The organism is Mycobacterium sp. DHQP2018-32-09 (genome assembly GCF_058148405.1).
The window spans coordinates 1-24,157 of sequence record NZ_JBYVYK010000002.1 but is presented as its reverse complement, the minus strand read 5'-3'; the positions used below and the strand labels follow the sequence as shown (position 1 = coordinate 24,157).

Annotated in this window: 20 protein-coding genes; 8 read left to right on the top strand and 12 right to left on the bottom strand. The window is 71.1% G+C overall.

Annotated elements, in window-relative coordinates:
* Positions 1–2: 2 nt before the first annotated feature.
* From AC30CM_RS01600 to AC30CM_RS01590, 3 genes are all read right to left on the bottom strand, one after another.
* Positions 3–1,628: an amidohydrolase gene (locus AC30CM_RS01600; RefSeq protein WP_490115071.1), complete on the bottom strand. Its 1,626-nt coding sequence runs from the start codon at positions 1,626–1,628 to the stop codon at positions 3–5.
* On the bottom strand, positions 1,625–2,863 hold the full coding sequence (locus tag AC30CM_RS01595; RefSeq protein ID WP_490115070.1) for an MFS transporter: 1,239 nt from the start codon (positions 2,861–2,863) through the stop codon (positions 1,625–1,627). The genes AC30CM_RS01600 and AC30CM_RS01595 overlap by 4 nt, the downstream gene beginning before the upstream one ends.
* Positions 2,864–2,973: 110 nt before the next feature.
* The gene (locus AC30CM_RS01590) at positions 2,974–5,049 is read right to left on the bottom strand and encodes an amidase (protein WP_490115069.1); all 2,076 of its coding nucleotides are present in this window, start codon (positions 5,047–5,049) and stop codon (positions 2,974–2,976) included.
* A 91-nt stretch (positions 5,050–5,140) separates the two neighbouring features.
* Between AC30CM_RS01590 and AC30CM_RS01585 the strand changes: the two genes are divergently transcribed.
* Positions 5,141–5,833 (top strand): TetR/AcrR family transcriptional regulator, encoded by a 693-nt coding sequence (locus AC30CM_RS01585; protein WP_490115068.1) that lies wholly within the window; start codon positions 5,141–5,143, stop codon positions 5,831–5,833.
* Between the two features lie 71 nt (positions 5,834–5,904).
* On the opposite strand, the gene AC30CM_RS01580 is transcribed toward AC30CM_RS01585, so the two are convergent.
* The 4 genes from AC30CM_RS01580 to AC30CM_RS01565 form a co-directional block, all read right to left on the bottom strand.
* Positions 5,905–6,609, bottom strand: a complete 705-nt coding sequence (locus tag AC30CM_RS01580) for an FMN-binding negative transcriptional regulator (RefSeq protein WP_490115067.1) — start codon at positions 6,607–6,609, stop codon at positions 5,905–5,907.
* 35 nt (positions 6,610–6,644) lie between these two features.
* On the bottom strand, positions 6,645–6,920 hold the full coding sequence (locus AC30CM_RS01575) for a hypothetical protein (protein ID WP_490115066.1): 276 nt from the start codon (positions 6,918–6,920) through the stop codon (positions 6,645–6,647).
* 82 nt (positions 6,921–7,002) lie between these two features.
* The gene (locus tag AC30CM_RS01570; RefSeq protein WP_490115065.1) at positions 7,003–7,974 is read right to left on the bottom strand and encodes a linear amide C-N hydrolase; all 972 of its coding nucleotides are present in this window, start codon (positions 7,972–7,974) and stop codon (positions 7,003–7,005) included.
* Between the two features lie 63 nt (positions 7,975–8,037).
* Positions 8,038–8,457: a hypothetical protein gene (locus tag AC30CM_RS01565; RefSeq protein ID WP_490115064.1), complete on the bottom strand. Its 420-nt coding sequence runs from the start codon at positions 8,455–8,457 to the stop codon at positions 8,038–8,040.
* A gap of 133 nt (positions 8,458–8,590) precedes the next feature.
* On the opposite strand from AC30CM_RS01565, the gene AC30CM_RS01560 reads away from it, so the two are divergent.
* Entirely contained in the window at positions 8,591–10,129 is a 1,539-nt protein-coding gene (locus AC30CM_RS01560; protein WP_490115063.1) for an FAD-binding protein, read from the top strand.
* On the opposite strand, the gene AC30CM_RS01555 is transcribed toward AC30CM_RS01560, so the two are convergent.
* Positions 10,126–10,809 carry a TVP38/TMEM64 family protein gene (locus AC30CM_RS01555; RefSeq protein ID WP_490115062.1) on the bottom strand — a complete coding sequence of 228 codons (684 nt, stop codon included), beginning with the start codon at positions 10,807–10,809 and terminating at the stop codon, positions 10,126–10,128. The two genes, AC30CM_RS01560 and AC30CM_RS01555, sit on opposite strands and share 4 nt — an antisense overlap.
* A gap of 50 nt (positions 10,810–10,859) precedes the next feature.
* Between AC30CM_RS01555 and AC30CM_RS01550 the strand changes: the two genes are divergently transcribed.
* Positions 10,860–11,885 carry an alcohol dehydrogenase catalytic domain-containing protein gene (locus tag AC30CM_RS01550; RefSeq protein ID WP_490115061.1) on the top strand — a complete coding sequence of 342 codons (1,026 nt, stop codon included), beginning with the start codon at positions 10,860–10,862 and terminating at the stop codon, positions 11,883–11,885.
* 104 nt (positions 11,886–11,989) lie between these two features.
* On the opposite strand, the gene AC30CM_RS01545 is transcribed toward AC30CM_RS01550, so the two are convergent.
* The 4 genes from AC30CM_RS01545 to AC30CM_RS01530 are packed head-to-tail and all read right to left on the bottom strand — an operon-like array spanning position 11,990 to position 17,615.
* Complete coding sequence (locus AC30CM_RS01545; protein ID WP_490115060.1) at positions 11,990–13,456, bottom strand: sodium:solute symporter family protein; 1,467 nt, start codon at positions 13,454–13,456, stop codon at positions 11,990–11,992.
* Positions 13,457–13,465: 9 nt separating this feature from the next.
* Positions 13,466–15,079: a thiamine pyrophosphate-binding protein gene (locus tag AC30CM_RS01540; protein ID WP_490115059.1), complete on the bottom strand. Its 1,614-nt coding sequence runs from the start codon at positions 15,077–15,079 to the stop codon at positions 13,466–13,468.
* Entirely contained in the window at positions 15,076–16,032 is a 957-nt protein-coding gene (speB, locus tag AC30CM_RS01535; RefSeq protein ID WP_490115058.1) for an agmatinase, read from the bottom strand. Before speB ends, AC30CM_RS01540 begins: the two co-directional genes overlap by 4 nt.
* On the bottom strand, positions 16,029–17,615 hold the full coding sequence (locus AC30CM_RS01530; protein WP_490115057.1) for a purine-cytosine permease family protein: 1,587 nt from the start codon (positions 17,613–17,615) through the stop codon (positions 16,029–16,031). Before AC30CM_RS01530 ends, speB begins: the two co-directional genes overlap by 4 nt.
* A 341-nt stretch (positions 17,616–17,956) precedes the next feature.
* Between AC30CM_RS01530 and AC30CM_RS01525 the strand changes: the two genes are divergently transcribed.
* From AC30CM_RS01525 to AC30CM_RS01505, 5 genes are read left to right on the top strand one after another with little or no spacing between them, the layout of a single operon-like run.
* Entirely contained in the window at positions 17,957–18,850 is an 894-nt protein-coding gene (locus tag AC30CM_RS01525) for an Lrp/AsnC family transcriptional regulator (RefSeq protein ID WP_490115056.1), read from the top strand.
* A 29-nt stretch (positions 18,851–18,879) separates the two neighbouring features.
* Positions 18,880–20,400, top strand: coding sequence for an ABC transporter substrate-binding protein (locus AC30CM_RS01520; RefSeq protein ID WP_490115055.1), 1,521 nt, complete (start codon positions 18,880–18,882; stop codon positions 20,398–20,400).
* Positions 20,397–21,341 (top strand): ABC transporter permease, encoded by a 945-nt coding sequence (locus AC30CM_RS01515; RefSeq protein ID WP_490115054.1) that lies wholly within the window; start codon positions 20,397–20,399, stop codon positions 21,339–21,341. Before AC30CM_RS01520 ends, AC30CM_RS01515 begins: the two co-directional genes overlap by 4 nt.
* Positions 21,338–22,219 (top strand): ABC transporter permease, encoded by an 882-nt coding sequence (locus tag AC30CM_RS01510; RefSeq protein ID WP_490115053.1) that lies wholly within the window; start codon positions 21,338–21,340, stop codon positions 22,217–22,219. The genes AC30CM_RS01515 and AC30CM_RS01510 overlap by 4 nt, the downstream gene beginning before the upstream one ends.
* Complete coding sequence (locus AC30CM_RS01505; RefSeq protein WP_490115052.1) at positions 22,216–23,835, top strand: dipeptide ABC transporter ATP-binding protein; 1,620 nt, start codon at positions 22,216–22,218, stop codon at positions 23,833–23,835. Before AC30CM_RS01510 ends, AC30CM_RS01505 begins: the two co-directional genes overlap by 4 nt.
* Positions 23,836–24,157 lie beyond the last annotated feature (322 nt).

Below are 24,157 nucleotides of genomic sequence, written 5' to 3'. Positions count from 1 at the left end.
GATCAGCCCTTCTGATGAACGGTTTCGCCGCCGACGATAGTCCGTGCCACGGTGACCTCGAGAAGGTCTCCGTCGAGGACGTCCCCGTCGAGCACGACCAGGTCGGCGTACATGCCCGGCCGCACCCGGCCGGTGCGTCCGTCGGCGTCGAACGACGCCGCGGAGTCCAGGGTCGCGTGCCGCAGCGCCGCGGGCACCGACACCGCCCACTGGGGTTCGTTCGGCGGCAGATCGCGGTCGGTGGCCGACCGCCGGGTGGTGGCGATGTACAGGTTGGCCAGCGCCTCGTGCGGCGCGGTGGGCGCATCGGTGCCGAACGCCAACCGGGCGCCGGCGTCGGTGAACGCCGTCCACGGGTACCCGCGGTGCACGCGGTCGTCGCCGAGCTGGGCGCGCCAGTTCGGCTGGATGGCGGGATCGGCGTGCACGGGCTGCACCGAGGCCGTGACGCCGAGGCGTGCCATCCGGGCCGGCGTCTGCTCGTGCACGATCTCCAGGTGCTCCAGCCGGGGCCTGCGGTCCCACGGCGGGTTCACCCGGATCATCTCCTCGAGGACGTCGAGTGCCACGTCGCTGGCCCGGTCGCCGATGGCGTGCAGCGCCAACCGCAGCCCGGCGGCATCGGCGGCGACCACCACGGGCAGCAGCGCCTCGGCGCTCCACAGCAGGTCGCCGGACGTGCCGTTGGCGTACGGGTAGGACAGCGCCGCCGTGCATGCGTCGATGACGCCGTCGAGCACGAGCTTGATGCCGATCAACTCCAGCCACGGGGTGCGCTCGCGGCTGAGTTCGGCAGCGCGGCGCACCTCGGCCAGGTTGCGCTCGGCATCACCGGAGTCGGTGACGAGCCAGTGCGCCGACACCCGCACCGGCAGGCGGCCACCGCGGCGCTCGGCGTGGTCGCACAGTGCCTTCCAGCCGTATTCGTCCATGCCCATGTCCACCACCGACGTGACACCCGCGGCGGCGAACGTCTCCAGCGCCAGCGCGACGTGCCGTTCCCGGTCCTCGTCGGACGTCACGGACGCCAGGTGAGCCCACGCCAGATCGTGTGCCGCCCGCTCGTAGAGCATCCCGGCCGGGGAGCCGTCGGGCAGCCGCGACAGGCGACCGCCTGCCGGGTCCGCGGTGTCGGCGTCGAGCCCCATCGCCCGCAGGGCGGCGGTGTTCGCCCACACCGAGTGCATGTCGTTGGAGTCCAGGAACACCGGGATGTCGGCGACGACGTCGTCGAGCATGGCGGCGGTGGGTTCGCCGTCCACGGCGTCGAAGAGCCATCCGCGGCCGCGCAGCATCGTCGCCGAGGCGGGCAGCGCGCGCCGGGCCTCGACCAGCCGCCGCTGGATCTCGGCGAGGTCGCCGGCGTCCGTGAGGGCCACGCTGCTCAGTCCCGCCCCGAACCAGAGCAGGTGGACGTGGGAGTCGATGAAGCCGGGGAGCACCAGGCGGCCTGCGACGTCGATCGTCTGGTCGGCCTCCGGCGTGTCGGACGTGGCGCCCAGCGCGGCGATGCGGTCTCCCTCGATGACGACGCACCCCGCCTCCTCGAGGGTGCCGTCGGCGACGGCGTCGACGGCGCCTGCCGAGCTGACGACGCGCGCATTCACCAGCGCTGTGCGACGGGTCATCGACGTGCCTCCTCTGCGATAGTGGCGGCCTGGCGGCGCGCCATCTCTGATTTCTCCACCCGTGTCGACAGGCGTGCGACCAGCACGACCGGCAGCACCAGCAGCCAGCTGGCGACGCCGAGCACCCACCCGAACGTCCCGTAGCCGAACGTCTGCGCGAGCCACCCGCCGGCCATCGGTGCGAAACTCGATCCCACCAGGTACACGCCCACCGACGGGCCGGAGAAGCGGCCGTTCGCGTCCAACGCCGCGGCCGCGGCGATGAACAGCAGGAACGCCGCCAGATACACCGAATTCCACGCCACCAGCAGGATTCCGAAGACGGTGGGATCGGTGGTCACCGACGTGCCGACCTTCAGGGCGCCGCCCACGACGAGCAGCACGCCCAGCGGCACCGCCCGGCCCAGGCGGTCGCCGAGCACGATCAGCGCGAGCGCGGCGACGAATCCGCCGGCGCTCGAGACGCTGAGCACCACGCCGAGGGCGGCGTCGCCCAGCCCCGCGTGCTCGGCGCCCATGCTGCCCGCGACGGCCCACAGGGAGTCCTCGCTGATGGCCCACAGCGCGTACGTGACGAGCAGCGCGATGCCCGCGACGGTGACCCGACGGCGTGGAATCGACTCGTCGGCAACGACTTCCCGGGCGACGGGGCGCTCGTCCACGACGGGCGCGGCGGGTAGCCACGCCGACATCAGCAGCAGCGCGACGGCGAGCCCGGCGACCAGTCCGTAGACGCTGCTCAGCGTGACGCCGACCAGCGGGACGACCGCGAGCACCACCGTGACCAGGAAGCGGTTCACCAGACCGTTGGCCGCCGACATGCGGTTGGGGTTGCGCAGCGCGGCCAGTGCGGCGCCGCTGGCGGCCAGGGCGCCACCGGCACCGGCGCCGCCGACGATCACGCCGCCGACCGTCATGACCGTGCCGAGAGACGAGGCGGCGACGCCGAATCCGACGGCGGCCACCACCAGGCCCACGCGGGCGACGGCGACTCGCCGCGTGCCCTCGGCCAAGCGCGTCACCGCGATGCACGTCAGCGCGGTCGCGAGCAAGGACCCCGTCATGATGGTCCCGGCCTCGGCGACACCGACACCCAGAGCGTCTTGGAGCGCAACGACCATGAACGGCAACAGGTTCGCCGACAGCAGGCCCAGCACGGACATGCCGAACGTCGACGTGGCGCGGCGTGCCGTCAACGGCAGCCGAGCGACGTCGGAGGCGGGTGTGGTGGTCATCGACGTCCTCGTCTCGAGGGGTTCGGGGCGGCGCAGATCACCTGAAACCTACACTGTAGGTTTTAGTGGGCGCCAGGATGGCGGCGATGCGGCGGCGCCGATCGATCTCCTCACAGGGGTGCATCCGGGGTGGTGGCCACCGCTGCGGCGACGACGCCCCGGGCGTCGCGCGCGACCGCGACGATCAGTGGACCGTACGGAGCCCGCCACTCGCTGTGGGCCGTGGTGTGTGCGTCCGGGGGCAGCGTCGCCGTGCCGGTCGCCGATCCGTCTGCGGTGATCGACAGCGGTACGCGCGTCCCGTCGACGAACGCGACGATCTCCTGCGCCACGCCGTCTTTCGCCTCGACCGTGAACGTCACCTCGACGCCGCCGGAACGGTCGCGGACCGCCACGTCGGTGACGGCGATGTCGAGATCGCCGTCGGTGGCACGGTGGGCGCGGTCGAACACCCGCTCGTCGGGCAGTGACGGGGTGCGGGCAGGGGCCACGCGTCGCGGCCGCAACCCCTCGACGGCCCGCGCCAGCCGAAGCAGTGCGGTGTCCGAATACGCCCGGCCCGCCAGCGTGAGCCCGACGGGCATGCCGGTGTCGGCCATGGTGCCCATCGGGATCGTGACGGTGGGGATGCCGAGATGGCGTGGCACGAGGTTGCCGTTGGACACCCAGACGCCGTTGCGCCACGCGCGGTCGGCCGATGCGGCGTCGACGTCGGCGTCGGCGGGGCCGACGTCCGCGGCCGCCGGGTAGATCACGGCGTCGAACCCGCCTTCGGTGAGCCAGCCCTCGAAGTCCAGTTCGCGGGTGCGCTCCAGCCCCCGCATGCCCGCCTCGACGGCAGGGATCTCGTCGAAGGGCGTGACCCCCGCGCGGGCGCGGGGTACGTAGTCGGCCAGGTCGTAGGCGAGATCGAACGGGAACACGCCGTAGCGGTCGGGGAGTGCGCCCCGCGGCGCCGGGAAGATCCGTTCCGGGTCGACGTCGGCGAGACCCGATGCCCCGGTGGCCTTGAGGAATTCGTCGAAGGCCCAGATCGACAGCTCCCACAGCTCGCGGTCGAGGAACTCCGCCGGTACCAGGCCGCGGTCGACCATCGAGCGCGAGTCGGCATGCAGCCCCTCGTAGTTCTCGACGACCGGAAGGTCGGTCTCGATCACCTCGGCGCCCGCGGCCACCAGGTCGTCACGCACGCTGCGCCAGAGCGACATCACCGATTCGCGGGTCTCGATCGGGTGCGCGCTGTCGGGGTCGCCGTTGACGTAGAGCCGAGGAACCGCGAGGCGAATGCCCCGCAGCGGCAGTGGCGACAGCTCGCGGTAGCACAGGGGTCGGACCGACGAGGCCGCCGGGAGCGGGATCCACTGCTGCAACCGCCACAGGTCACCCTCGCGCACCGGGTCGTCGTCGACGATCGCATCCAGCATCGCGAGCAGGTCGGAGACCGAACGCGCATGGGGCACCACGACGTCCATGGTGGGGACCAGCGGCCAGTTGCCGCGAACGGAGATCACGCCGCGTGACGGCGTGTAGGCAACCAGCGCGTTGTTGGAGGCCGGCGCCCGGCCCGACGACCAGGTCTCCTCGGCCAGACCGAACGCGGCGAAGCTCGCCGCGGTTGCGGTGCCCGAGCCGTTCGACGACCCCGAACCGAACGCCGACGTGAGATACCGAGCGTCGTAGGGACTTTCGGCGCGTCCGTACAGACCGCGCTGCATGCCGCCGGCGGCCATCGGTGGCATGTTCGTCAGGCCGAGGCAGATGGCGCCCGCCGCCCGGAGCCGGCCCGTCGCGAACGCGTCGTCGTCGGCCACCAGGTCGGCGAACGCCGGGGAGCCGGCCGTCACCGGCAGGTCGCGCACCTTGTAGCTGGCCTTGGCCGTGTACGGGATGCCGTCCAGCGGGCCGAGGGACTGCCCGCGTGCCCGGCGCCGGTCGGATTCGCGCGCCTCGGCGAAGGCGGCCGGGTTGAGCACGGGCACCGCGTTCAGCGCGATGCCCGAGCGGTCGAAGTGAGCGATGCGGTTCAGGTGCCGGGCCACCAGTTCGACGCTGGTGAGGGTGCCGTCGTCCAGGGCGCGCGCCAGGGTGTCCAGGTCGGCTTCGACGACGGTGAAGTCGGGGTCGGCTTCGACGACGGTGAAGTCGGGGTCGGCTTCGACGACGGTGAAGTCGGGGTGGGGGTTCATCTGGCGAGCCTCGGTTCGGATGTCGGTGGGGGACGGGCGCAGTGGGGTGCGGGCGATGGTCCGCCGACAGCCTAAAACATACGGTGTCGGTTTGGAAGCGTGCTGGACGCCGAGGCTGTGCGGGCCGCTGCCGGTACGCTGGGCGGGTCCCGAGAGGAGACCGGCCATCGCTCGACCACCGCGTCCCATCCTCAGTCGCGATCTCATCGCCCGCACCGCGCTGGCCCTGGTGGATCGTCACGGCATCGAAGGCGCCAGCATGCGACGGGTGGCGCAGAAGCTCAACGTGAATCCGACGTCGCTGTACAACCACGTCCCGGATCGCGCAGCGATGGTCGAGGACGTGCGCGCGCTGGTCTCGGCGAAGATCGACTCGTCGCCGCTGCGGGAGCTGCCCTGGGAGGAGGGCCTGCTGGCGTGGGCGCGCTCCTACCGGCTGGCGTTCGCGCGGCATTCGCGCGCCGTACCGCTGCTGATGACCACGCGCGCCTCCGCGCCGGTCCTACTGGCAGAGTACGAGGACTTCACGGTGGCAGCGGAAGCGGTCGGATGGCCGCCGTCCGAGGTCATCCCACTGTTGACCGCGTTCGAATCCTTCATCCTCGGCAGCGTCCTGGACATGTCGGGCCCCAGCATCATGTTCGATCCCGCCGGCCAGGAGGCCCGGTTTCCGCGCTTCGCCGCCGCGTATTCGACGCTGCACGACCAGGATTCAGAGGAGACCGTCGCCACCCGGGCATTCGAGCGCGGGCTGGCGATGCTGGTGGCACACGCGCGCCCGTAGCGGTCCGGCGCAGCCGAGAGGCAGGTACCGTCGCGGGCACCGCGCGAACGGGATGACGCCCGACGGGAACGTCACCGCGGTGCGGGGCGCGGCGTCTCCTCGTCTGCGACCTGCTCGACACGGTCGGCTTCTGCCGTCTGCTCGACACGGTCGGCTTCTACCATCTGCTCGACACGGTCGGCGACGGCGTGGTCGAGCGGGCACTCGGACTCCCGCAAGCCGGCCACGACGCCACGGCGATTGCGCTCCGGCTGGTTCTGCGACATCTTGGCCTTGCCCTCCCAGCGCGTGATCTCCAACTCGACGCCGACGATCGCCCGCAGCTGTCCGGCGACGTAGCGCGGCGGCGCGTCGGCCACCTGCCAGGGCTGCGGCCGGTGGCGTTCGTGCTCGGCCGTCAGCAGGTCGACCTGCGCGCGCACCCACGCCGGGTCGTCGTACACGTGCATCCGGCCGTGGACCACCACGGTGTCGTAGTTCCAGGTCGGGACCACGGTGCCGGTCTCGGCCTTCGTCTCGTACCACGACGGCGTGACGTAGGCCTGCGGCCCGGGGATGATCGCCAGGCTGCGCACGGCGGACTCGGCGGCCTGCCAGTGCGGGTTGAGGCGTGCGACGTGACCCAGCAGGCGGTGCCGCTCGGCGTCGAAGACCATGGGCAGTGGCGTGACGAACGAGTCGTCACCGGTGAAGGTGACCAGGTGCACCAGACCGGCGCGGGACAGCGTCGCCCGCACCTCGTCGTCGGAGATGGCGAACCTTGGCGGCGTGTACACGCTGCCAGGCTAGCGGGGGTACCCGGTCTCGACGCTCACCGTTGGGTGCGTTCTCGGGCGTCGACGGCCTCGACGCGCGGGCGGTAGCGACGATAGGCGTTGCCGCGCGCGATGCCGAGCGCGTCGGCGATCCGGCCCCACGGCACGTCGTGGGCGCGGGCCCGGTCCACCGCTGCCTGCATGGACAGTTCGGCGTGCTCCACGGATCCGGGATGCCGCCACAGCTTGGCGACCATCAGCGCGTGATGGGCGGTCACGACGTCGTGCAGGAGTGCCTCCTCCGACGTCGACGCCCCGGTCGAATTCGTCATCCGTGCTCCGTGGGCCGATCTCGATCACCCGATAGGGGGTGGCGTTTCGGGATAGCCGTTCTGACGCAGCCCAAACCCGCCCTCAGAAGGCGAGTTCGCGTGGGGTCAAGCGCGCGGTGACGTCGCCGATCAACGAGTAGTCGTAGGGGTCGACGGCGACCACGGGCGCACCCTCTTCGAGGTTCACCGCCGTCAGGTCGACCCACAGCAGGTTGGCACTGCGCGACAACTCGAAGAAGTACCACCGGTTGGTGAGGTCGGCGACCGTCCGGTACTCGGTGTCGTAGGTGCCGAAGTCGGCGTCGGGAGCACCGAAGGGCACCGACACGTTGCGCATGATCGCGAGCAGACCCGCGACGGCCTCGCGCTCGTCGGTGGGTTCGGGCAGCATCGCGGCGAAGTAGGCCGCGCGTTGGAAGCGGTCCACCGCGTTGATGTTGCCCGGGAGTGGCGTCTGTGAGGTGGGGTGCGAGAAGTCTTGCCGGGCAAGCAGGGCCAGTTGTTCGGCATAGGTCGGATCGTTGGTCATCACGGTGTACTCGCGGCCGTGGTGGACCACCGGGCTGCCGTCGGCGAACTCGACGACCGCGGAGTCGCCCGCGGCGTCCTCGATGGCCAGGTGGATGGTGGCGTCGAAGCCATGGGCGTGCGCGAGGATGAGCTGCACGTCGTCCATCAGCGTCAACGCCTCGGCCACGGTGCCTGCCTGGTCCAAGAGGTACTGCACCCAAAGGGCGTTCTGCAGGCCAGGTTTCGCCGGATCGCGAGTGCCGAGGTCGGTGGTCTCGAGGTACAGACCGTGAGCAGCCAGGCCCTGCTCGTTGAGGCCGTCGATGCTGCCGATGCCGTAGATGCTCGTCACCACCGAGCCGAAGCGGCTGACCCATCGCAGCGGGTTGCGTTCGTCGACGACGACGCCGCCGAGCATCCCGCCGTCACGCTCCCGTCCGCGAGGCGAGACGACCAGCAGTGGTTCCGTGGACTCCGGCCAGTCCATCGTGCGGCCGGACAGCACGGCGAGGGCGTTGGTGTTCCACAGCAGACGGGTGCACACGCGGTCACCATAGCCGCTGGGATCGACGCGAGCGTCAATCGTGGGCGACGGAACGCCCGACCGTCAGAATGCGTAGACGTTCTCGATCGAGACGAACATGCCGCGGCCCGTGCGGTCGTTGGTGAACCGCGTGCCGCTGGAATCGTGGAAGATCGTCCAGTTGCCTCGGTGGTAGGTCTGGCCGTAGGTCATGTCGGTGGTGGGGTTGTCGATCGCGAGATTGGCGTCCTGCCACTCCAGCTTCCCGTCACCGTGCGTGATGGCTTGGAAGTGCGCACCCGGCTGGGTGAAGTCGCCCTGACACACCACCGCGTCGACGCCGGGGTCGGCGATGGTCGAGTCGGGGGTCACCGCGCAGAGCACCCGATGCGATTGCGTCAAGAAGTTGGGCCCGGGAGCCCCGGGCTCGGCGGACGCCGTCGGCGCCATGACGACGGCGGAAGCGGCGCAAGCGCCCAACATCGCGGCGATCACGCCACGCATCGACGGTCGACACCACATCGGAGGGTCCTTTCCTCGGCAATGAGCCAGAAGCGTAGTCGGTGCGGCCGCCGGAGGGGATGATGTCTCGAATGTCGGTTCGGACCCGCTGGGGTGGCCACCGGAAGGGGGAACGGTGAAGGCTCTCGACGACGTCGTCGACGTGCTGGTGGTGGGATCCGGTGGCGGTGTGGCGGGGGCGTACACCGCCGCGCGCGAGGGCCTTTCGGTAGCACTCGTCGAGGCGACGGACCGCTTCGGTGGCACCACCGCCTACTCCGGCGGCGGCGGGATGTGGTTCCCCGGCAATCCCGTGGCCGTCCGCGAGGGCTGCGACGACACCATCGACGCCGCGCTGCGCTACTTCCACGCCGTCGTGGGCGACCGCACCCCCGGCGAACTTCAGGAGGTCTACGTCCGCGGCGGCGCGGCCCTCATCGAGTATCTGGAACGCGACGAGCGCTTCGCCTTCAAGGTGTTGCCGTGGCCCGACTACTTCGGTTCGGTGCCGGATGCCCGGGCGGACGGGATGCGTCACGTCGTGTCGAGGGCCATCCCCGACGCGCGGCTCGGCAGGTTCGCCGGCCTGGTGCGCGGACCCCTGGATCACGAGAGGCTGGGTGCGCCGCAGCCCGACCTCCTGGTGGGAGGGCGCGCGCTGATCGGTCGCTTCCTGGCCGCGATGGCCGACGACCCCCGAGTGACCGCCCAGCTGTCCACCCGGCTGGTCGACCTCGTGGTCGACGACGGCGCCGTGATCGGCGGCGTCGTCGACCATCACGGAACGCGTCAGGTGATTCGCACCCGGCGGGGAGTGCTGCTGGCCGCGGGCGGCTTCGAGCACGACGCGGCGATGCGCGCCGAGAACGGCGTACCGGGAAGCGTTTCCGACACCATGGGGGCGCCGGGCAACACCGGGTGGGCGCACCGTGCCGCCATCGCGGCGGGTGCCGCCACCGATCTCATGGACCAGGCCTGGTGGTCGCCGGGGCTGATCCATCCCGACGGCCGCGCGGCGTTCGCGCTGGGCATCGTCGGGGGGATGTTCGTCGACCGCTCCGGAAGCCGGTTCGTCAACGAGGCCGCGGCCTACGACCGCTCCGGCCGCGCCATCCTCGCCGCGATGGCCGACGGTACCGTCGGGACCCCGTTCTGGTTGGTCTACGACAGCAGGGCCGGCGAGCAACCGCCGGTGCTGGCCACCAACGTGTCGTTCGCGCCCACTGCCGAGTACGAGTCGGCCGGGCTGTGGCGACAGGCCGCCACGCTCGACGAACTCGCCGAGGTGATCGGCGTTCCCCCGGAGGGTCTGCACGCCTCCGTCCGACGGTTCAACGACATGGCCGCCCGGGGCGTCGACGACGACTTCGGCCGCGGGCGAGAGGCATTCGACGTGGTGTTCACCGGCGGCGCGGCGCCGCTGGCGCCCATCGATGTGCCGCCCTACCGTGCCGCCGCGTTCGGCGTCTCCGACCTGGGCACCAAGGGCGGCCTGCGCACCGACGCCTGCGCCAGGGTGCTCGACACCGCGGGGCGGCCCATCACCGGGCTGTACGCGGCGGGCAACACCATGGCCGCGATCTCGGGCGAGACCTATCCCGGCGGGGGCAACCCGATCGGCGCCTCGGTGCTCTTCAGCCACCTCGCGGCGCTGCACATGGCCGGATCCGGCTAGTCCCGGGCGCGCCAGGCCCGGTAGCCGCGGTGGGCGGCATAGACGCCGGCGACGGCGGTGAGGCACCAGACCGCGACGGCGGCATAGGCCAGTGGCGCCGACAGATCGGCGATCGAGGCGCCGAGTGCGGTGTAGACGAACGCCCGCGGCGCCGAGCCGATCAGCGCGCCGACGGCCAGCTGCCAGGGCGGCACCCCGAAGGCGCCCATTGCATAGGAGGCCAGCGCGTCGGAGATGCCGGGGACGAACCGCTGCCCGACCACGGCCCACAGCCCGTGGCGGCCGATCATGGCGTCGAGCCGGTCGGCCCGCGTCGGGCCGAGCACCCCGCGGGCGCTGCTGCGTCCCGCGCGGCGGCCGATCAGACCGGTCAGCGTCGCGGTGCTCACCGTGGCGCCCAGGGTGACGAACGTGCCCACCAGCGGCCCGAACAGGAAACCGCTGCCCGCCGCGAGGATGGGGCCGGGCACCAGGATGGCGCCCAGGCACGCCGACACCGCGACGTACACCAGCGGCGCAGCGGGCCCGGTGGCCGCCACGGCGTCGCGCACGGTGGCCACGTCGACGATGCGCGCAACGGCCACCAGATAGAACAGGACGGCCAGGAACGCCGCGAACAGCAGCAGACGCAGCACGTGCGCCCGGCGCGAGGTGGTCGGCGGATCGTCGGTCTCGGTCATGCTGGCCTCGATTGTGCCGCAACGCCCGTCGGCGCCCCTAGACTCCGGCCATGCGGACCGTGCTGATCGACACCCCGGGGACCGTGCGCGTCGACAGTCGCCCGGACCCGGGCCTGCCCGGCCCCGACGGTGCCGTCGTGCAGGTGACGGCCACCGCCATCTGCGGTTCGGATCTGCACTTCTACGAAGGCGACTACCCACTGGCCGAACCCGTGGCCCTGGGACACGAGGCCGTGGGGATCGTGGTCGAGGCCGGGCCCGAGGTCCGCACGGTGCGCGTCGGCGATCGCGTGCTGGTGTCGTCGGTGGCCGGGTGCGGGGCGTGCGCGGGATGCGCCACGCTGGATCCGGTCACGTGCGTCTCGGGCCCGCGGATCTTCGGGTCCGGTGCGCTGGGGGGCGCGCAGGCCGAACTGCTGGCGGTACCGGCCGCCGACTTCCAATTGCTGCCAGTCCCAGAGGGTCTCGACGACGACGCCGCCCTGCTGCTGACCGACAACCTGGCGACGGGGTGGGCGGGTGCCCGGCGGGCGGACATCACGCCCGGTGCCACGGTGGTGGTGCTCGGCCTGGGCGCGGTCGGGCTGTGCGCGGTGCGCAGCGCGATCGCCCAGGGCGCCGGGTCGGTGTTCGGCGTCGACCCCGTCGAGGGCCGTCGGGTGCGCGCCGCGGCGAGCGGGGCGACGCCGCTACATCCCGACGACCTGGGCGCGGTGGCCGAGGCGACGGGCGGGCGCGGTGCGGCGGCGGTCATCGACGCCGTCGGCAACGACGCGACGATGACGTCGGCGCTGACGTGCGTGCGTGCGGGCGGCACGGTGTCGGTGGTGGGCGTGCACGACCTGAACCCGTTCCCGTTCCCCGCCCTGATGTCGTTGGTGCGCAGCGTCACGCTGCGCATGACCACGGCGCCGGTGCAACGCACGTGGCCCGAACTGGTGCCGCTGCTGCGGGCGGGCCGTCTGGACGTCGGCGGCATCTTCACCGACTCCTACGCCCTCGACGACGCCGCCCAGGCCTACGCGCGGGTGGCGCAACGGGCCGGGGACTGCGTCAAGGTGGTCCTGGTGCCCTGACATCCGCCCGGATGTCCGCGAGTTCTGCGCGCGGGTCGCGGTGCGCGACGCCACGCGACCCCGGTGCAGATCTCGCGGCGGGCGCGTCGAGTTCGCGCCAGGGGTCAGGTGGTGACGCGGGGCGACTCGGCGTCGCGGCCCGCCAGACGGCCGTCCCACTCCGCGAGGACCGCGGCGGGTGTCCGCGGAGTCGCCAGGCTCGCCACGACGAACACCACCAGGCTGGATGCCAGGCCGTAGTAGATGGGCTCGTTGGCCAGCACGTCGCCGACGGCCACCATGGTGCCCAGCGTCACGACGGTGCCGGTCACCATCGCCCACAGCGCGCCCGCGCCGGTCGCCCGCTTCCACAGGAAGCCGCCGAGGATGGGCACCAGCAGACCGCCCACCAGGATGTCGTAGGCGATGGTGAGGGCGGCGACGACGTCGTTGAGCAGCGCCGCGATCACGATCACGGCGATGCCGAGGACCACCACGTACATGCGGTCGGAGTGCACGTCGCGGTCGCCGTCCTCGGCGTCGGGCGTGCGTCCGAGCAGTCGCTGCAGCAACGGCTTGACGTCGGTGCGCGCCACCGTTGCGGTGGCGATCAGGGCACCCGACGCCGTCGACATCATGGCGGCCACCGCGGCGGCCAGCACGATGCCGCTGATGCCCACCGGCAGGATGGCCTCGGCGATCTGGGCGTAGACGTCGTCCTTGGCCTCCACGTCGGGCAGGAACGTCGAGGCGGCCATGCCGATCAGGGCGCCCGCCACGCCGTAGAAGAGGCAGTAGATGGCGGCGGCGGTGCCACCCCACTTGGCGACGCGTGGCGAACGCGCGGTGAACACCCGCTGCCAGATGTCCTGTCCGATGAGCATTCCGAAGCTGTAGACCACGAAGAACGTGATGATGGTCTGGGTGCCGATGGCGCCCAGGTCGAACACGGCGTCGCCCGCGCGTTCCCGGATGCCGTCGAGCCCACCCGCGCGGTGCCACGTGAACGGCAGCAGCAGGAAGAAGATCCCGATGGTCTTGAGCACGAACTGCACCATGTCGGTCAGCGTGATCGACCACATGCCGCCGATCGCCGAGTACAGCATCACGATGGCACCGCCGATGATCACCGACACCGTCCGCTCGGTGCCGAACAGCACGTTGAACACCGTGGCGTACGCGATGGTCGACGTCACCGAGAGCATCAGGGTGTAGGCGGCCATCACGAGACCCGACGTCGACGTGGCGTCGATGCCGTAACGCAGCCGCAGCATCTGCGCGACGGTGTAGACCCGCAGACGCTGGATGCGGCCCGCGAAGAACAGGCTCAGCGCCAGCAGCCCGATGGCGATGGCCACCACCAGCCACATGCCGGAGATGCCCCACTTGTAGCCCAGGCCAACGCCACCCACCGTCGAGGCGCCACCGAGCACCACGGCTGCCATGGTGCCGGTGTAGAGCGTCGGGCCCAGGCGCCGGCCGGCGACCAGGAAGTCGGCGGAGTCCTTGGTGCGGGTCTTGCCCCAGAAGCCGAATGCCAGCATGGCGGCGAGGTAGACGACGATGATCGCGATGTCGAGGGGCTTGCCCATGAGAAGGTCCTAACTGGAGAGGTGGGTGGGCGCGAACATCCGCAGCACTGCGGGCAGGACGACGACGGCGGGCCCGGGCGTGGCGCACGTCCGGGCCACGACGGCGCCGACGTCGGCCGGCGAGGTCTGATACGCCGGGATGCCGAAACTTCCTGCCAGCGCTACGAAGTCGGGGCGGGCCAGCTCGGTGGCGGTGGCCTGGCCGAAGGCGTCGGTCATGTACTCGCGCAGGATGCCGTACCCGCCGTCGTCGACGATCAGCCACGTGACGTCGGCGTCGTGCTGCCGCGCGGTGGCGAGTTCGGCGAGGGAGTACATCGCGCCGCCGTCGCCGGAGACCGCGAACGTGCGTCGGCCCGTGCCGATCGCGGCGGCCACGGCGGCGGGGAAGGCGAAGCCCAGACCGCCCGAACCCTGCGCGGAGTGGAACGCGCCGTCGGCGGGATCCCACGCCGACCACGCCCAGTAGCCGGCAATCGTCATGTCCCAGAACGTGTGTGCGCTCGACGGGACCGCCGCGCGCAGATCGCGCAGCAGCCGTAGTTCGGTCGCGACGTCCTGGCCGGCCAGCCGGCGTTCCACGGCGCGGCGCAGGTCGCCGGCCACCCGTGCGCCCTGCCCCGGCTCCCGGGGGGCGACCGCGGCGGTCAGCGCCCGTAGTGCGGTCGCCGCGTCGGCGTGGACCGCGAGGGCCGGGTGGTTGGCCTCGAGCACCCGAGCCTCCGCATCCACGTGGATGATTCGGCCCCGCGGCGCGAACGTGAAGTAGTTGCTGGTGACCTCACCCATCGCGGTGCCGACGGCCAGCAGCACGTCGGCGTCTTCGAGCAGGTCGGTGGTGTGCCGATCCTCGATCCACGACGCCGCCGACAGCGGATGGCCGAAACCGATGGCGCCCTTGCCGCCGACGGTCGAGACGACCGGGGCGTCCAGGCGCTCGGCCAGGGCCACCAGCGCCTCGCGACCTCCCGCCGACCGGCGCACCCCGCCACCGGCAAGGATCACCGGCCGCTGCGCCCCGTTCAGCAGGTCCGCCGCCGCCGCCACGACGTCGTCGCGCGGCGGGCGGACGGTGGCCCGCACCGGCACCGCGGTCACCGGCGGCACGTCGGTGGTCTCGAGCAGCACGTCCTGGGGGATCTCCACCCACGTGGGACCCGCAGGCGCCGAGGTGGCCAGTGCCCACGCGTCGGCGAGCAGGCTGGGGATGGCGGCGGCCGTGTGGGCCACCGCCGTGCTCTTGGTGACGTTCACCGCGCTGCGCTGCTGGTCGTCGAGTTGGTGCAGCATGCCGCGGCGCAGCCCGAGCCCGGAGCGGGGGACCTGGCTCGTGATGACCAGCAGTGGCACCCCGGTGGCGTAGGCCTCCTGCAGGGCGCCCAGCGCGGTGAGTGCGCCCGGGCCCGTCGACAGGAACAGCACGCCGACGTCGCCCGTCGCCCTGGCGAAGCCGTCGGCACCGAAGGCCGAGTTGTTCTCCACCCGCGAGCTGACGAAGGTGAGCGAGCTGCGCCGGATGGCGTCGAACAGCCCAAGCGCATGCTGGCCGGGAATGCCGAAGACGTGCGAAACACCGAGTGCGGCCAGGGTTTCGACGACGACGTCACCGCCGTTACGGGTCATGGCGCCGTTTCCTGGACCCGCTGGGCCAGCAGCGACACCAGGTCGTAGGCGACGTGCGACGCCGCCACCCCGGTGATCTCGGCATGGTCGTAGGCCGGGGCCACCTCCACCACGTCCGCGCCCACCAGGTTCAGACCTTGGAAACCGCGCAGGATCTCGAGCAGTTCGCGGCTGGTCATGCCGCCGGCCTCCGGCGTCCCGGTGCCGGGTGCGTGGGCGGGGTCGAGGACGTCGATGTCGATGGACACGTATACCGGACGGTCGCCCAGGCGGTCGCGCAGCTTGTCGACCACCTCGCGCACACCCTGGTAGTACACGTCCGAGGAGGTGACGATGCCGAACCCGAAGCGGCGGTCGTCCTCGAGATCCTTCTTGCCGTACAACGGGCCTCGCGTGCCGACGTGCGAGAGCGCCTCGGTGTCGAGGATGCCTTCCTCCACCGCGCGGCGGAACGGGGTGCCGTGGGTGTACTCGGCGCCGAAGTAGGTGTCCCACGTGTCGAGGTGAGCGTCGAAGTGCACCAGCGCCACCGGGCCGTGGGCGGCGGCCGCGGCGCGCAGCAGGGGCAGGGCGATGGTGTGGTCGCCGCCGATCGTCACCAGGCGGGTACCGTCCTTCGTCAGGCCGACGGCGGCGGCCTCGATGGTCTCGATGGCCTCGTTGATGTTGAAGGGGTTCACCGCGATGTCGCCCGCGTCGGCTACCTGGGCGATCTCGAAGGGCGAGACGTCGAGCGCCGGGTTGTAGGGCCGCAGCAGCCGCGAGGCCTCGCGGACGTAGGTGGGGCCGAAGCGCGCGCCGGGCCGGTAGGACACACCGGAGTCGAACGGCACCCCGGCCACCACGACGTCGGCCTTGGTCACCTGGTCCAGTCGGGGCAGGCGGGCGAACGACGCCGGGCCGGCGAAGCGTGGTGTCTTGGAGGCGTCGATGGGGCCGAGCGGGGTGCTCATGCGGTCACTTCCCTTGCGGTGTCGGTGGTTTCGGGATCGTCGAGTGAGGTGATGGGGACGTTGGTCGCGGGCCCCGCAGGCACGAACCGCGGGCCGTCGGGGCCGAACGCGTCGGCGGGTTCGGGAAAGAGGCGTAGCGCAACGGGATACAGCACGGCGGCCAGCCCGAGGCCCACGGGAATCGACAGGTCGATGCCGCCCGCCAGATCGCCCAGCGGCCCCACGAACTGGCCGGGCAGGTTCACGAAGCAGATGCTCAGCGTAGCGGAGACGAGCCACGCGCCCAGGCCTCGCCAGTTCCAGCCGTGCCGGAACCAGTACCGGCCGCCGCGCTGGCGCCGGTTGAACACCTGCAGGGCGTCGGAGTCGTACCAGCCGCGGCGCGTGGCCCAGCCGATCATCATGACCACCATCCACGGCGCCGTGCACGTGACGATGAGCACCGCGAACGTCGAGATGGACTGCACCACGTCGAAGGCGAACCGGCCCACGAAGATGAACGCGATGGCGATGACGCCGATGAAGATCGTGGCCTGCACGCGGGAGAACCGCGGGAACACGCTGGAGAAGTCCAGGCCCGTGCCGTAGAGCGCCGTGGTCCCCGTCGACATCCCGCCGATGAGCGCGATGAGGCAGACCGGCAGGAAGTACCACCCCGGGGACACCGCGAGCAGTCCGCCGACGTAGTCACCGTCGGCGATGAACTCCGAGGCGGTGGTGGCGACCACCGTGGCGGTCACCAGACCGAACAGGAACGGGACCAGCGTGGCGATCTGGGCGAGGAACGCCGCCGCCATCGGCTTCCACGACGGCGTGTCCCGCGGGATGTAGCGCGCCCAGTCGCCCAGGAAGGCGCCGAAGCTGACGGGGTTGGCCATCACGATCAGCGCCGCGCCGACGAACGACGGCCAGTACAGCGCCTGGGTCGCCGCATCCGCGCCGGGCCCGAAGATGCCCGCATAGCCGGCGTCGAAGGTGCCGCCGAACGCGACGAGGCCCAGCAGGAACAGCACGGTGGCGGCGACCACCGCAATCTTGTTCACCAGCAACATGAATCGGAACCCATAGATGCACACCACCAAGACCAGCATCGCGAAGATCCCGTAGGCCACGGCGACGGCGAGGTCGTTCTGTGGCAATCCGACGGCCCGGTGGGCGCCGCCCACCAGCACGTCACCGGACGTCCACACGGAGATGGAGAAGAACGCGACGGCGGTGAGCAACGACAGGAACGATCCCACCACCCGGCCGTGGACACCGAGGTGTGCCGACGACGAGACGGCGTTGTTGGTGCCGTTGCGCGGTCCGAACACGGCCATGGGGGCCAAGATCGCGCCGCCGACGACGACGCCCAGCAGCGTCGCGAGCACGGCGTCGCGAAACGACAGCCCGAACACGATGGGGAAACTGCCCAGCACCACGGTGGCGATGGTGTTGGCTCCACCGAACGTCAGCCGGAAGAGGTCGAGGGGGCGCGCGGTGCGTTCGGAGTCGGGGATGGGTTCCACGCCGTGCACCTCCACCTGGGTGATCTTCGGCGGGGTGGCCTCGGCATGGGGGTCGGCGTCGGGGTTGGTGCTCACCGGTCTACCTCGGACGGTCGGCGGGAGGGGGAGAGGTGCGCGTGCACGGCGAGCAGTCGTCCCGCGGTGTCGGTGACGGTGTCGACGGTGTGGCTCAAGACGGTCATCGGGTGGCGCTCTCCGGGATGGTGGTGTGGTGCGGGTCACTGTAGGGCTCACCCGTCCTGGTGTGCAATCAGTTCGATCGTTACGGAGGCGTTTCCGATCACGATCTGACGTGATCAGACGGAAGTTCGGGTCGAATGAACGAGAAAAGCCATTGATTTCGTTCGATCTGGTGACCATCACGGGTAGAAAGATCTTCCGGCGAATGTCGCGGGTCGCGGAACGGAGGGGCTGTCATGGACCAGGTGGACGAGGCGATCGTCGAACTCCTCGAGGACGACGGAAGGCTGGCGCCCCCCGAGATAGCGCGCCGCGTCGGCCTGTCGCGGTCGGCCGCCGCGGTCCGCGTGCAGCGGCTCATCGGCAGCGGCCAGGTGGTCGTCCGCGGTGTGGTGCACCCCGCCGTACTGGGCCGCGGCGCGTTGGCGCACGTCGGCCTCACCGTCGACCGGCCCGCGGCTCCCATCGCCGCCGCGATCGCGCACCGCGACGACGTGCCGTTCCTGTCGCTCACCGGCGGCCTGCACGGACTGGTCGCCGAACTGCGTGCCGCGTCCCCGCGAGAGATCGACCGCGCCGTCGGCGAACTGCGCTGCATGGACGGCGTCACCGGGGTCGACACGCTGAGCTACGTCGAGGTGGTGCGCGACGTGGTGGGGCCCGTCGGAGACGTCGACATCACCGTCGATGCGGTGGACCTGGCGTTGCTGCGCGCGCTGCAGGAGGACGGCCGCACCTCGTTCGTCGACCTGGCCAGGGTGGTCGGCCTGTCCCCGGCCGGCGCCCGGCGCCGTGTGGTGCGCCTCGTCGAGGCGCAGGTGGTGCGCATCGGCGCCGTCGTGCGGCACTCGGGCGAGGATCGTCAGAGTGCGGTGGGTCTGGGCATCCGGCTGGTCGGTGATCACCGCGAGGTGGTCACCGCCGTCGCCGCGATGCCCGCGGCCATCTTCGTCGCGAGGACCCTGGGGCGCTTCGACGTGCTGATGACGGTGCGGGCGTTCTCCGCGGCCCAGCTGGTCGAGGCGATGGACGTCGTGCGGGCACTGCCGGGAGTGAGCGCGGTGGAGAGCTGGGCGCATCTGGAAGTGGTGAAGGAAAGCTACGCGTCGGTCCTCGATTCGTTGGCATGAGACGCGGGCCCAGTGGGTACAGGGTCCCAATGCGGTGGTTGGCGAGCCTTGCTGTCCTGCTCGCAACCCTGGCCGTGTCGTCGTGCGCTCCAGCGCAGCGGGTCGACCTGGGTGCCGGCTCCGGCAACCTGATCGCCGCCATCGCCGGTGAACCCGACCAGCTGGACCCGCAGAAGACCAGCGCCTACTTCTCGTTCGAGGTCCTGGAGAACGTCTTCGACACGCTCGTCGAACCCGACGCCGACCTCCGGATGCGACCGGCGCTGGCCGAGTCCTGGGACGTGTCGGCGGACCAGCTGACGTGGACCTTCCACCTGCGGCGCGGCGTCACCTTCCACGACGGCAGCCCTTTCGGCGCCGCCGACGTCGTCTACTCCTACCGCCGCATCATCGACGAAAAGCTCTCCAACGTCGACAAGTTCGCCGCCGTCACCGACGTCACCGCCCCGGACCCGGCCACCGTCGTGATCCGGGTGCGCCAACCCACGCCCAACCTGTTGACCAACCTCGGCGGCTTCAAGGGCATGGCCATCGTCTCCCGGGCCAACGTCGAAAGCGGCCAGATCGCGACGCATCCCGTGGGGACCGGCCCGTTCTCGTTCGTGTCGCAGCGCAGCGGCGACTCCATCACGCTGGCCGCGAACCCCACCTATTGGGGTGGGGCACCCGCGATCCCCGGCGTGACGTTCCAGTTCATCTCCGAACCGTCGACGGCGCTCTCGGCACTGCAGGCCGGTGAAATCGACTGGACCGACGCCATTCCCACGCAGCGGGTGGCGCAGTTGCGCGACGACGACTCGCTTCACCTGGCCGTCACGCCCAGCAACGACTACTGGTACCTGGCCCTGAACGAGGCCCGCGCGCCGTGGAACGACGTGCGCGTGCGACAGGCCATCGCCTACGCCATCGACCGCCAATCCATCGTCCAGGCAACGAGTTACGGCACCGCAGTGGCCAACCAGCTGGCCATTCCCCAGGGCAACCCGTGGTACGTGCCCTACGACCGGTACCGCTACGACCTGGACGAGGCCAGGAGGCTGCTGGCCGAGGCCAACGCCGCGCCGACGAGCATGGACCTGCTGGTCACCAGCGAGTATCCCGAGACGGTCACCGCCGCTCAGGTGATCGCCGCCAACCTGGCCCCGCTGGGCATCACCGTGAACATCCGCACCGTCGACATGGCGACCTGGCTCGACGAACAGAACAGCGGCCACTTCGACATGCTGATGATGGGGTGGCTGGGCAACATCGACCCCGACGACTTCTACTACGCGCAGCATCACACCGACGGCAGCAGCAATGCCCAGAAGTTCTCCGATCCCGAGGTGGACCGGCTGCTGGACGCGGGCCGCGTGCAGACCGACACCGCCCTGCGCGCACGGGATTACGCGCAGGCCGCCACCCGCATCGCCGACGAGGTGAGCTACCTGTACCTGTACAACCCGTCGGTGATCCAGGCGTGGCGGCCCGATCTCACCGGGTACGAGGCGCGCCGTGACGGCGCCGTGCGCTTCCGCACCGCACGGCTCGGGGAGCAGGTGAACCCGTGATCCGCTTCCTCGCCCGACGCGTCGCGTACTCGCTGGTGGTGCTGGTCGGCGTGCTCATCGTCGTGTTCGCACTGGTGCACCTGGTGCCCGGCGACCCGGTCCGCATCGCGCTCGGCACGCGGTACACCCCGGAGGCGTACGCGGCCCTGCGCTCGGCGAGCGGACTGGATCGGCCGCTGTACGACCAGTTCGCGAGCTACCTGGTCTCCGCCGCGCGCGGCGACCTCGGCGTCAGCTTCCGCAACGGCGACCCCGTGCTGGGCGTGCTGCTCGAGCGGCTGCCCGCGACGGTGTCGCTGGCGGCCGTGGGCATCGTCGTCGCACTGCTGATCGCACTGCCCGCGGGTATCTTCTCGGCGCTGCGCGAAGGTCGGCTGAGCGACGCCATCGTCCGCGTGACGAGCCAGTTCGGGGTGTCGATCCCCGACTTCTGGATGGGCATCCTGCTCATCGCCCTGTTCGCGAGCACCCTCGGCTGGCTCCCGACGTCGGGATATCGGCCGCCGTTCGGCGACCCCGCCGGATGGCTGTCGCACATGGTGTTGCCCGGGCTCACCGTGGGCCTCGTCGCCGGCGCCATCATGACGCGATACGTCCGCTCGGCCGTCCTCGACGTCGCCTCGAGCGGGTACGTGCGCACCGCGCGATCGAAGGGCCTCTCACCGACCGTCGTCACCATGCGGCACACGGTGCGCAACGCGCTGGTGCCGATCCTGACCATCACGGGCATCCAGCTGGCCACGATCCTCGGCGGGGTCATCGTCGTCGAGGTGGTGTTCGCGTGGCCGGGCCTCGGCCGGTTGGTGTACAACGCCGTCGCCGCGCGCGACTACCCCGTCATCCAGGGGGCGGTCCTGCTGATCGCCGCGCTGTTCCTGCTCATCAACCTCGTGGTGGACGTGCTCTACGCCGTGGTCGACCCCAGGATCCGGCTGTCATGACCGGTCCCGCGCCCGAGTCCACCCGCGTCGCATCGTGGCGCCTGCTGCTGTCCAACCCCGTCACCCTGGTCAGCGCCGTGCTGCTGGTCGTCATCGCCGTCGTGGCCGTCGCCGCGAGATGGTTGACCCCCTACGGCATCAACGACGTGGACGTGCCCATCGCGCTGCAGGGACCCAGCGGTGCGCACTGGTTCGGCACCGACGAACTCGGCCGCGACGTGTTGTCCCGCGTCATGGTGGCGGTCCAGGCCTCGATGCAGGTCGCCGTGGTCAGCGTGGCCTTCGCGGCCGTCGTCGGGGTGGGTCTCGGCGTGCTCGCGGGATATCGCGGCGGCTGGCTCGACACGGTCTTCATGCGTGTCGTCGACGTCATGTTCGCCTTTCCCGTGCTGCTGCTCGCACTGGCGATCGTCGCCATCCTGGGTCCCGGCGTCACCACCACGATGCTGGCGATCGGGGTCGTGTACACCCCGATCTTCGCCCGCGTCGCGCGCGCCAGCACGCTGTCGGTGCGCGTCGAACCGTATGTCGCGGTATCCCGGTCGATGGGTACCGGGCACGGCTTCGTCCTGACCCGCCACGTGCTCCCCAACATCGCCGGGCCCCTGATCGTGCAGACGTCGCTGTCGCTGGCGTTCGCGATCCTCAGCGAGGCCGCACTGTCCTTCCTCGGGCTGGGCATCCAGCCGCCCGAACCGTCGTTGGGCCGCATGATCTTCGACTCCCAGGGGTTCGTCACCCTCGCCTGGTGGATGGCGGTGTTCCCCGGAGCGGCCATCTTCCTCATCGTGTTGGCGCTCAACCTCGTCGGCGACGGCCTGCGTGACGTACTCGACCCGAGGCAGCGCACGGTGCGCGAGGCGGCGAGGCAACGGTGACGGTCGCGAACGAGACGGTGCTCGACGTCGCCGGGCTGAGCGTGCGCGTGGGCCGCCGCGAGATCGTGCGTGACGTGTCGCTCTCGGTGGACCGGGAGCAGACGCTGGGCATCGTGGGCGAATCGGGATCCGGCAAGTCGATGACGGTGCTGGCCGCCACCGGCCTGCTGGACGTGCCCGCGGCCACCGTCACGGGCTCCAGTCTCCTTGCCGGACAGGATGATCCGATCCAGCTCGTCGGTGCGTCGGCACGCAGCCTGCGCCGCGTGCACGGCGGCCGCATCGGCTTCGTCTTCCAAGACCCGGGCACGTCGCTGAACCCCATGCTCACCCTCGAGCGCCAGATCACCGAGTCCATCGAGGCCCACCGCCGCGTGTCGCGACGCGAGGCGACCGCCCGCGCGCTCGAGTTGCTCGAGGCCGTCGGTCTGCCGGACCCCGCGTCCCGGTTGAAGGCGTACCCGCACCAACTCTCGGGCGGCCAACGGCAGCGCGTGATGATCGCGATCGCACTGGCCTGCGATCCGGAACTACTGATCGCCGACGAACCCACCACCGCCCTCGACGTCACGACGCAGGCGCAGATCATCGAGCTGGTGCGGACACTGCAGCGCGACTTCGGCACCGCCGTCGTCTGGATCAGCCACGACCTGGGCGTGATCGGTCAGGTAGCCGACGACGTGACGGTGCTGCGCACCGGCGAAGTGGTCGAACGCGCGCCCATCCTCGACGTGTTCGACCGTCCCCGTGACGACTACACGCGCGACCTGCTGCGGGCCCGGCCGGTGCTCGGCTCCGCAGGGCCCGCACCCGTGCCCGAGGACGCACCCCCGCTGGTGGAGGTCACCGGCCTCGACGTCAGCTTCCCGGTGACCACCGCGACCGGACGCGCCACCGTGCACGCGGTGCACGACCTCGCGTTCACCATCCGGCGCGGCGCCACGCTCGGCCTCGTCGGCGAATCCGGGTCCGGCAAGTCGACGGTGGCGTCCGCGCTCACCGGCTTGGTGCGCCCCGACGCGGGCACCGCCACCCTCGAGGGAGCGGACCTGCTGGCGAAGGACGCGCCGCGCGCGCTGCGCCGACGCGTCGGTCTGGTGTTCCAGGACCCGTTCTCCTCCCTCGACCCCCGCATGGCCGTCGGCGCGACGATCGCCGAGCCGCTGCGCGTCCACCGCCTGGCCGCCGATCGCGCCGCCCGCCGGGAGCGCGTTGCCGAACTCCTGGAACTCGTCGGACTGCCGTCGTCGTTCGCCGAGCGCTACCCGCACGAGCTGTCCGGTGGTCAACGGCAGCGCGTCAGCATCGCGCGGGCGCTCGCCCTCGAACCCGACCTGCTGATCCTCGACGAGTCGACCGCCTCGCTGGACGTGTCGGTGCAGGCACGCGTCCTCGAGCTGTTGACCGACCTGCAGCGCGAGCTGACCCTGACCTACCTGTTCATCGGCCACGACCTCGCGGTGATCCAGCGGATGAGTCACGACGTCTTGGTGATGCAGTCGGGCCGCGCCGTCGAATACCGGCCCGCGACCGAGCTGTTCGCGGCACCGCGCGAGGACTACACCCGCCTGCTCATCGACGCCGTGCCACCCGAGCGTCCTCGTGTAACGAACTAGCGCTGCGCGCGATGAACGTGGTGAGCACAACCGTGAAGGTCGGGTCGAGCCGGGGCGACCACACCTTCCTGCTGGTTTCAGGGGCCGGCGTCGGGGGAGCGGTTGCGCTGCGGACCACGAGGAGTCGATGAACGATGCGCGCACGACGTGTTGCCGAGAAACGAGTCATCGCGGCAATGGCATCCGGGATCGCCGTGTCGTTGACGGCGCTCACGGCCGGGTTGCCGCAGGCTGCGGCGGCGCCGGGTGACGGACCGGCTGCGCCGACCACCACGGTGGCCGCGCCGGCGGCGCCTGCCAAGCCGGCCGCGCCTGCCGAACC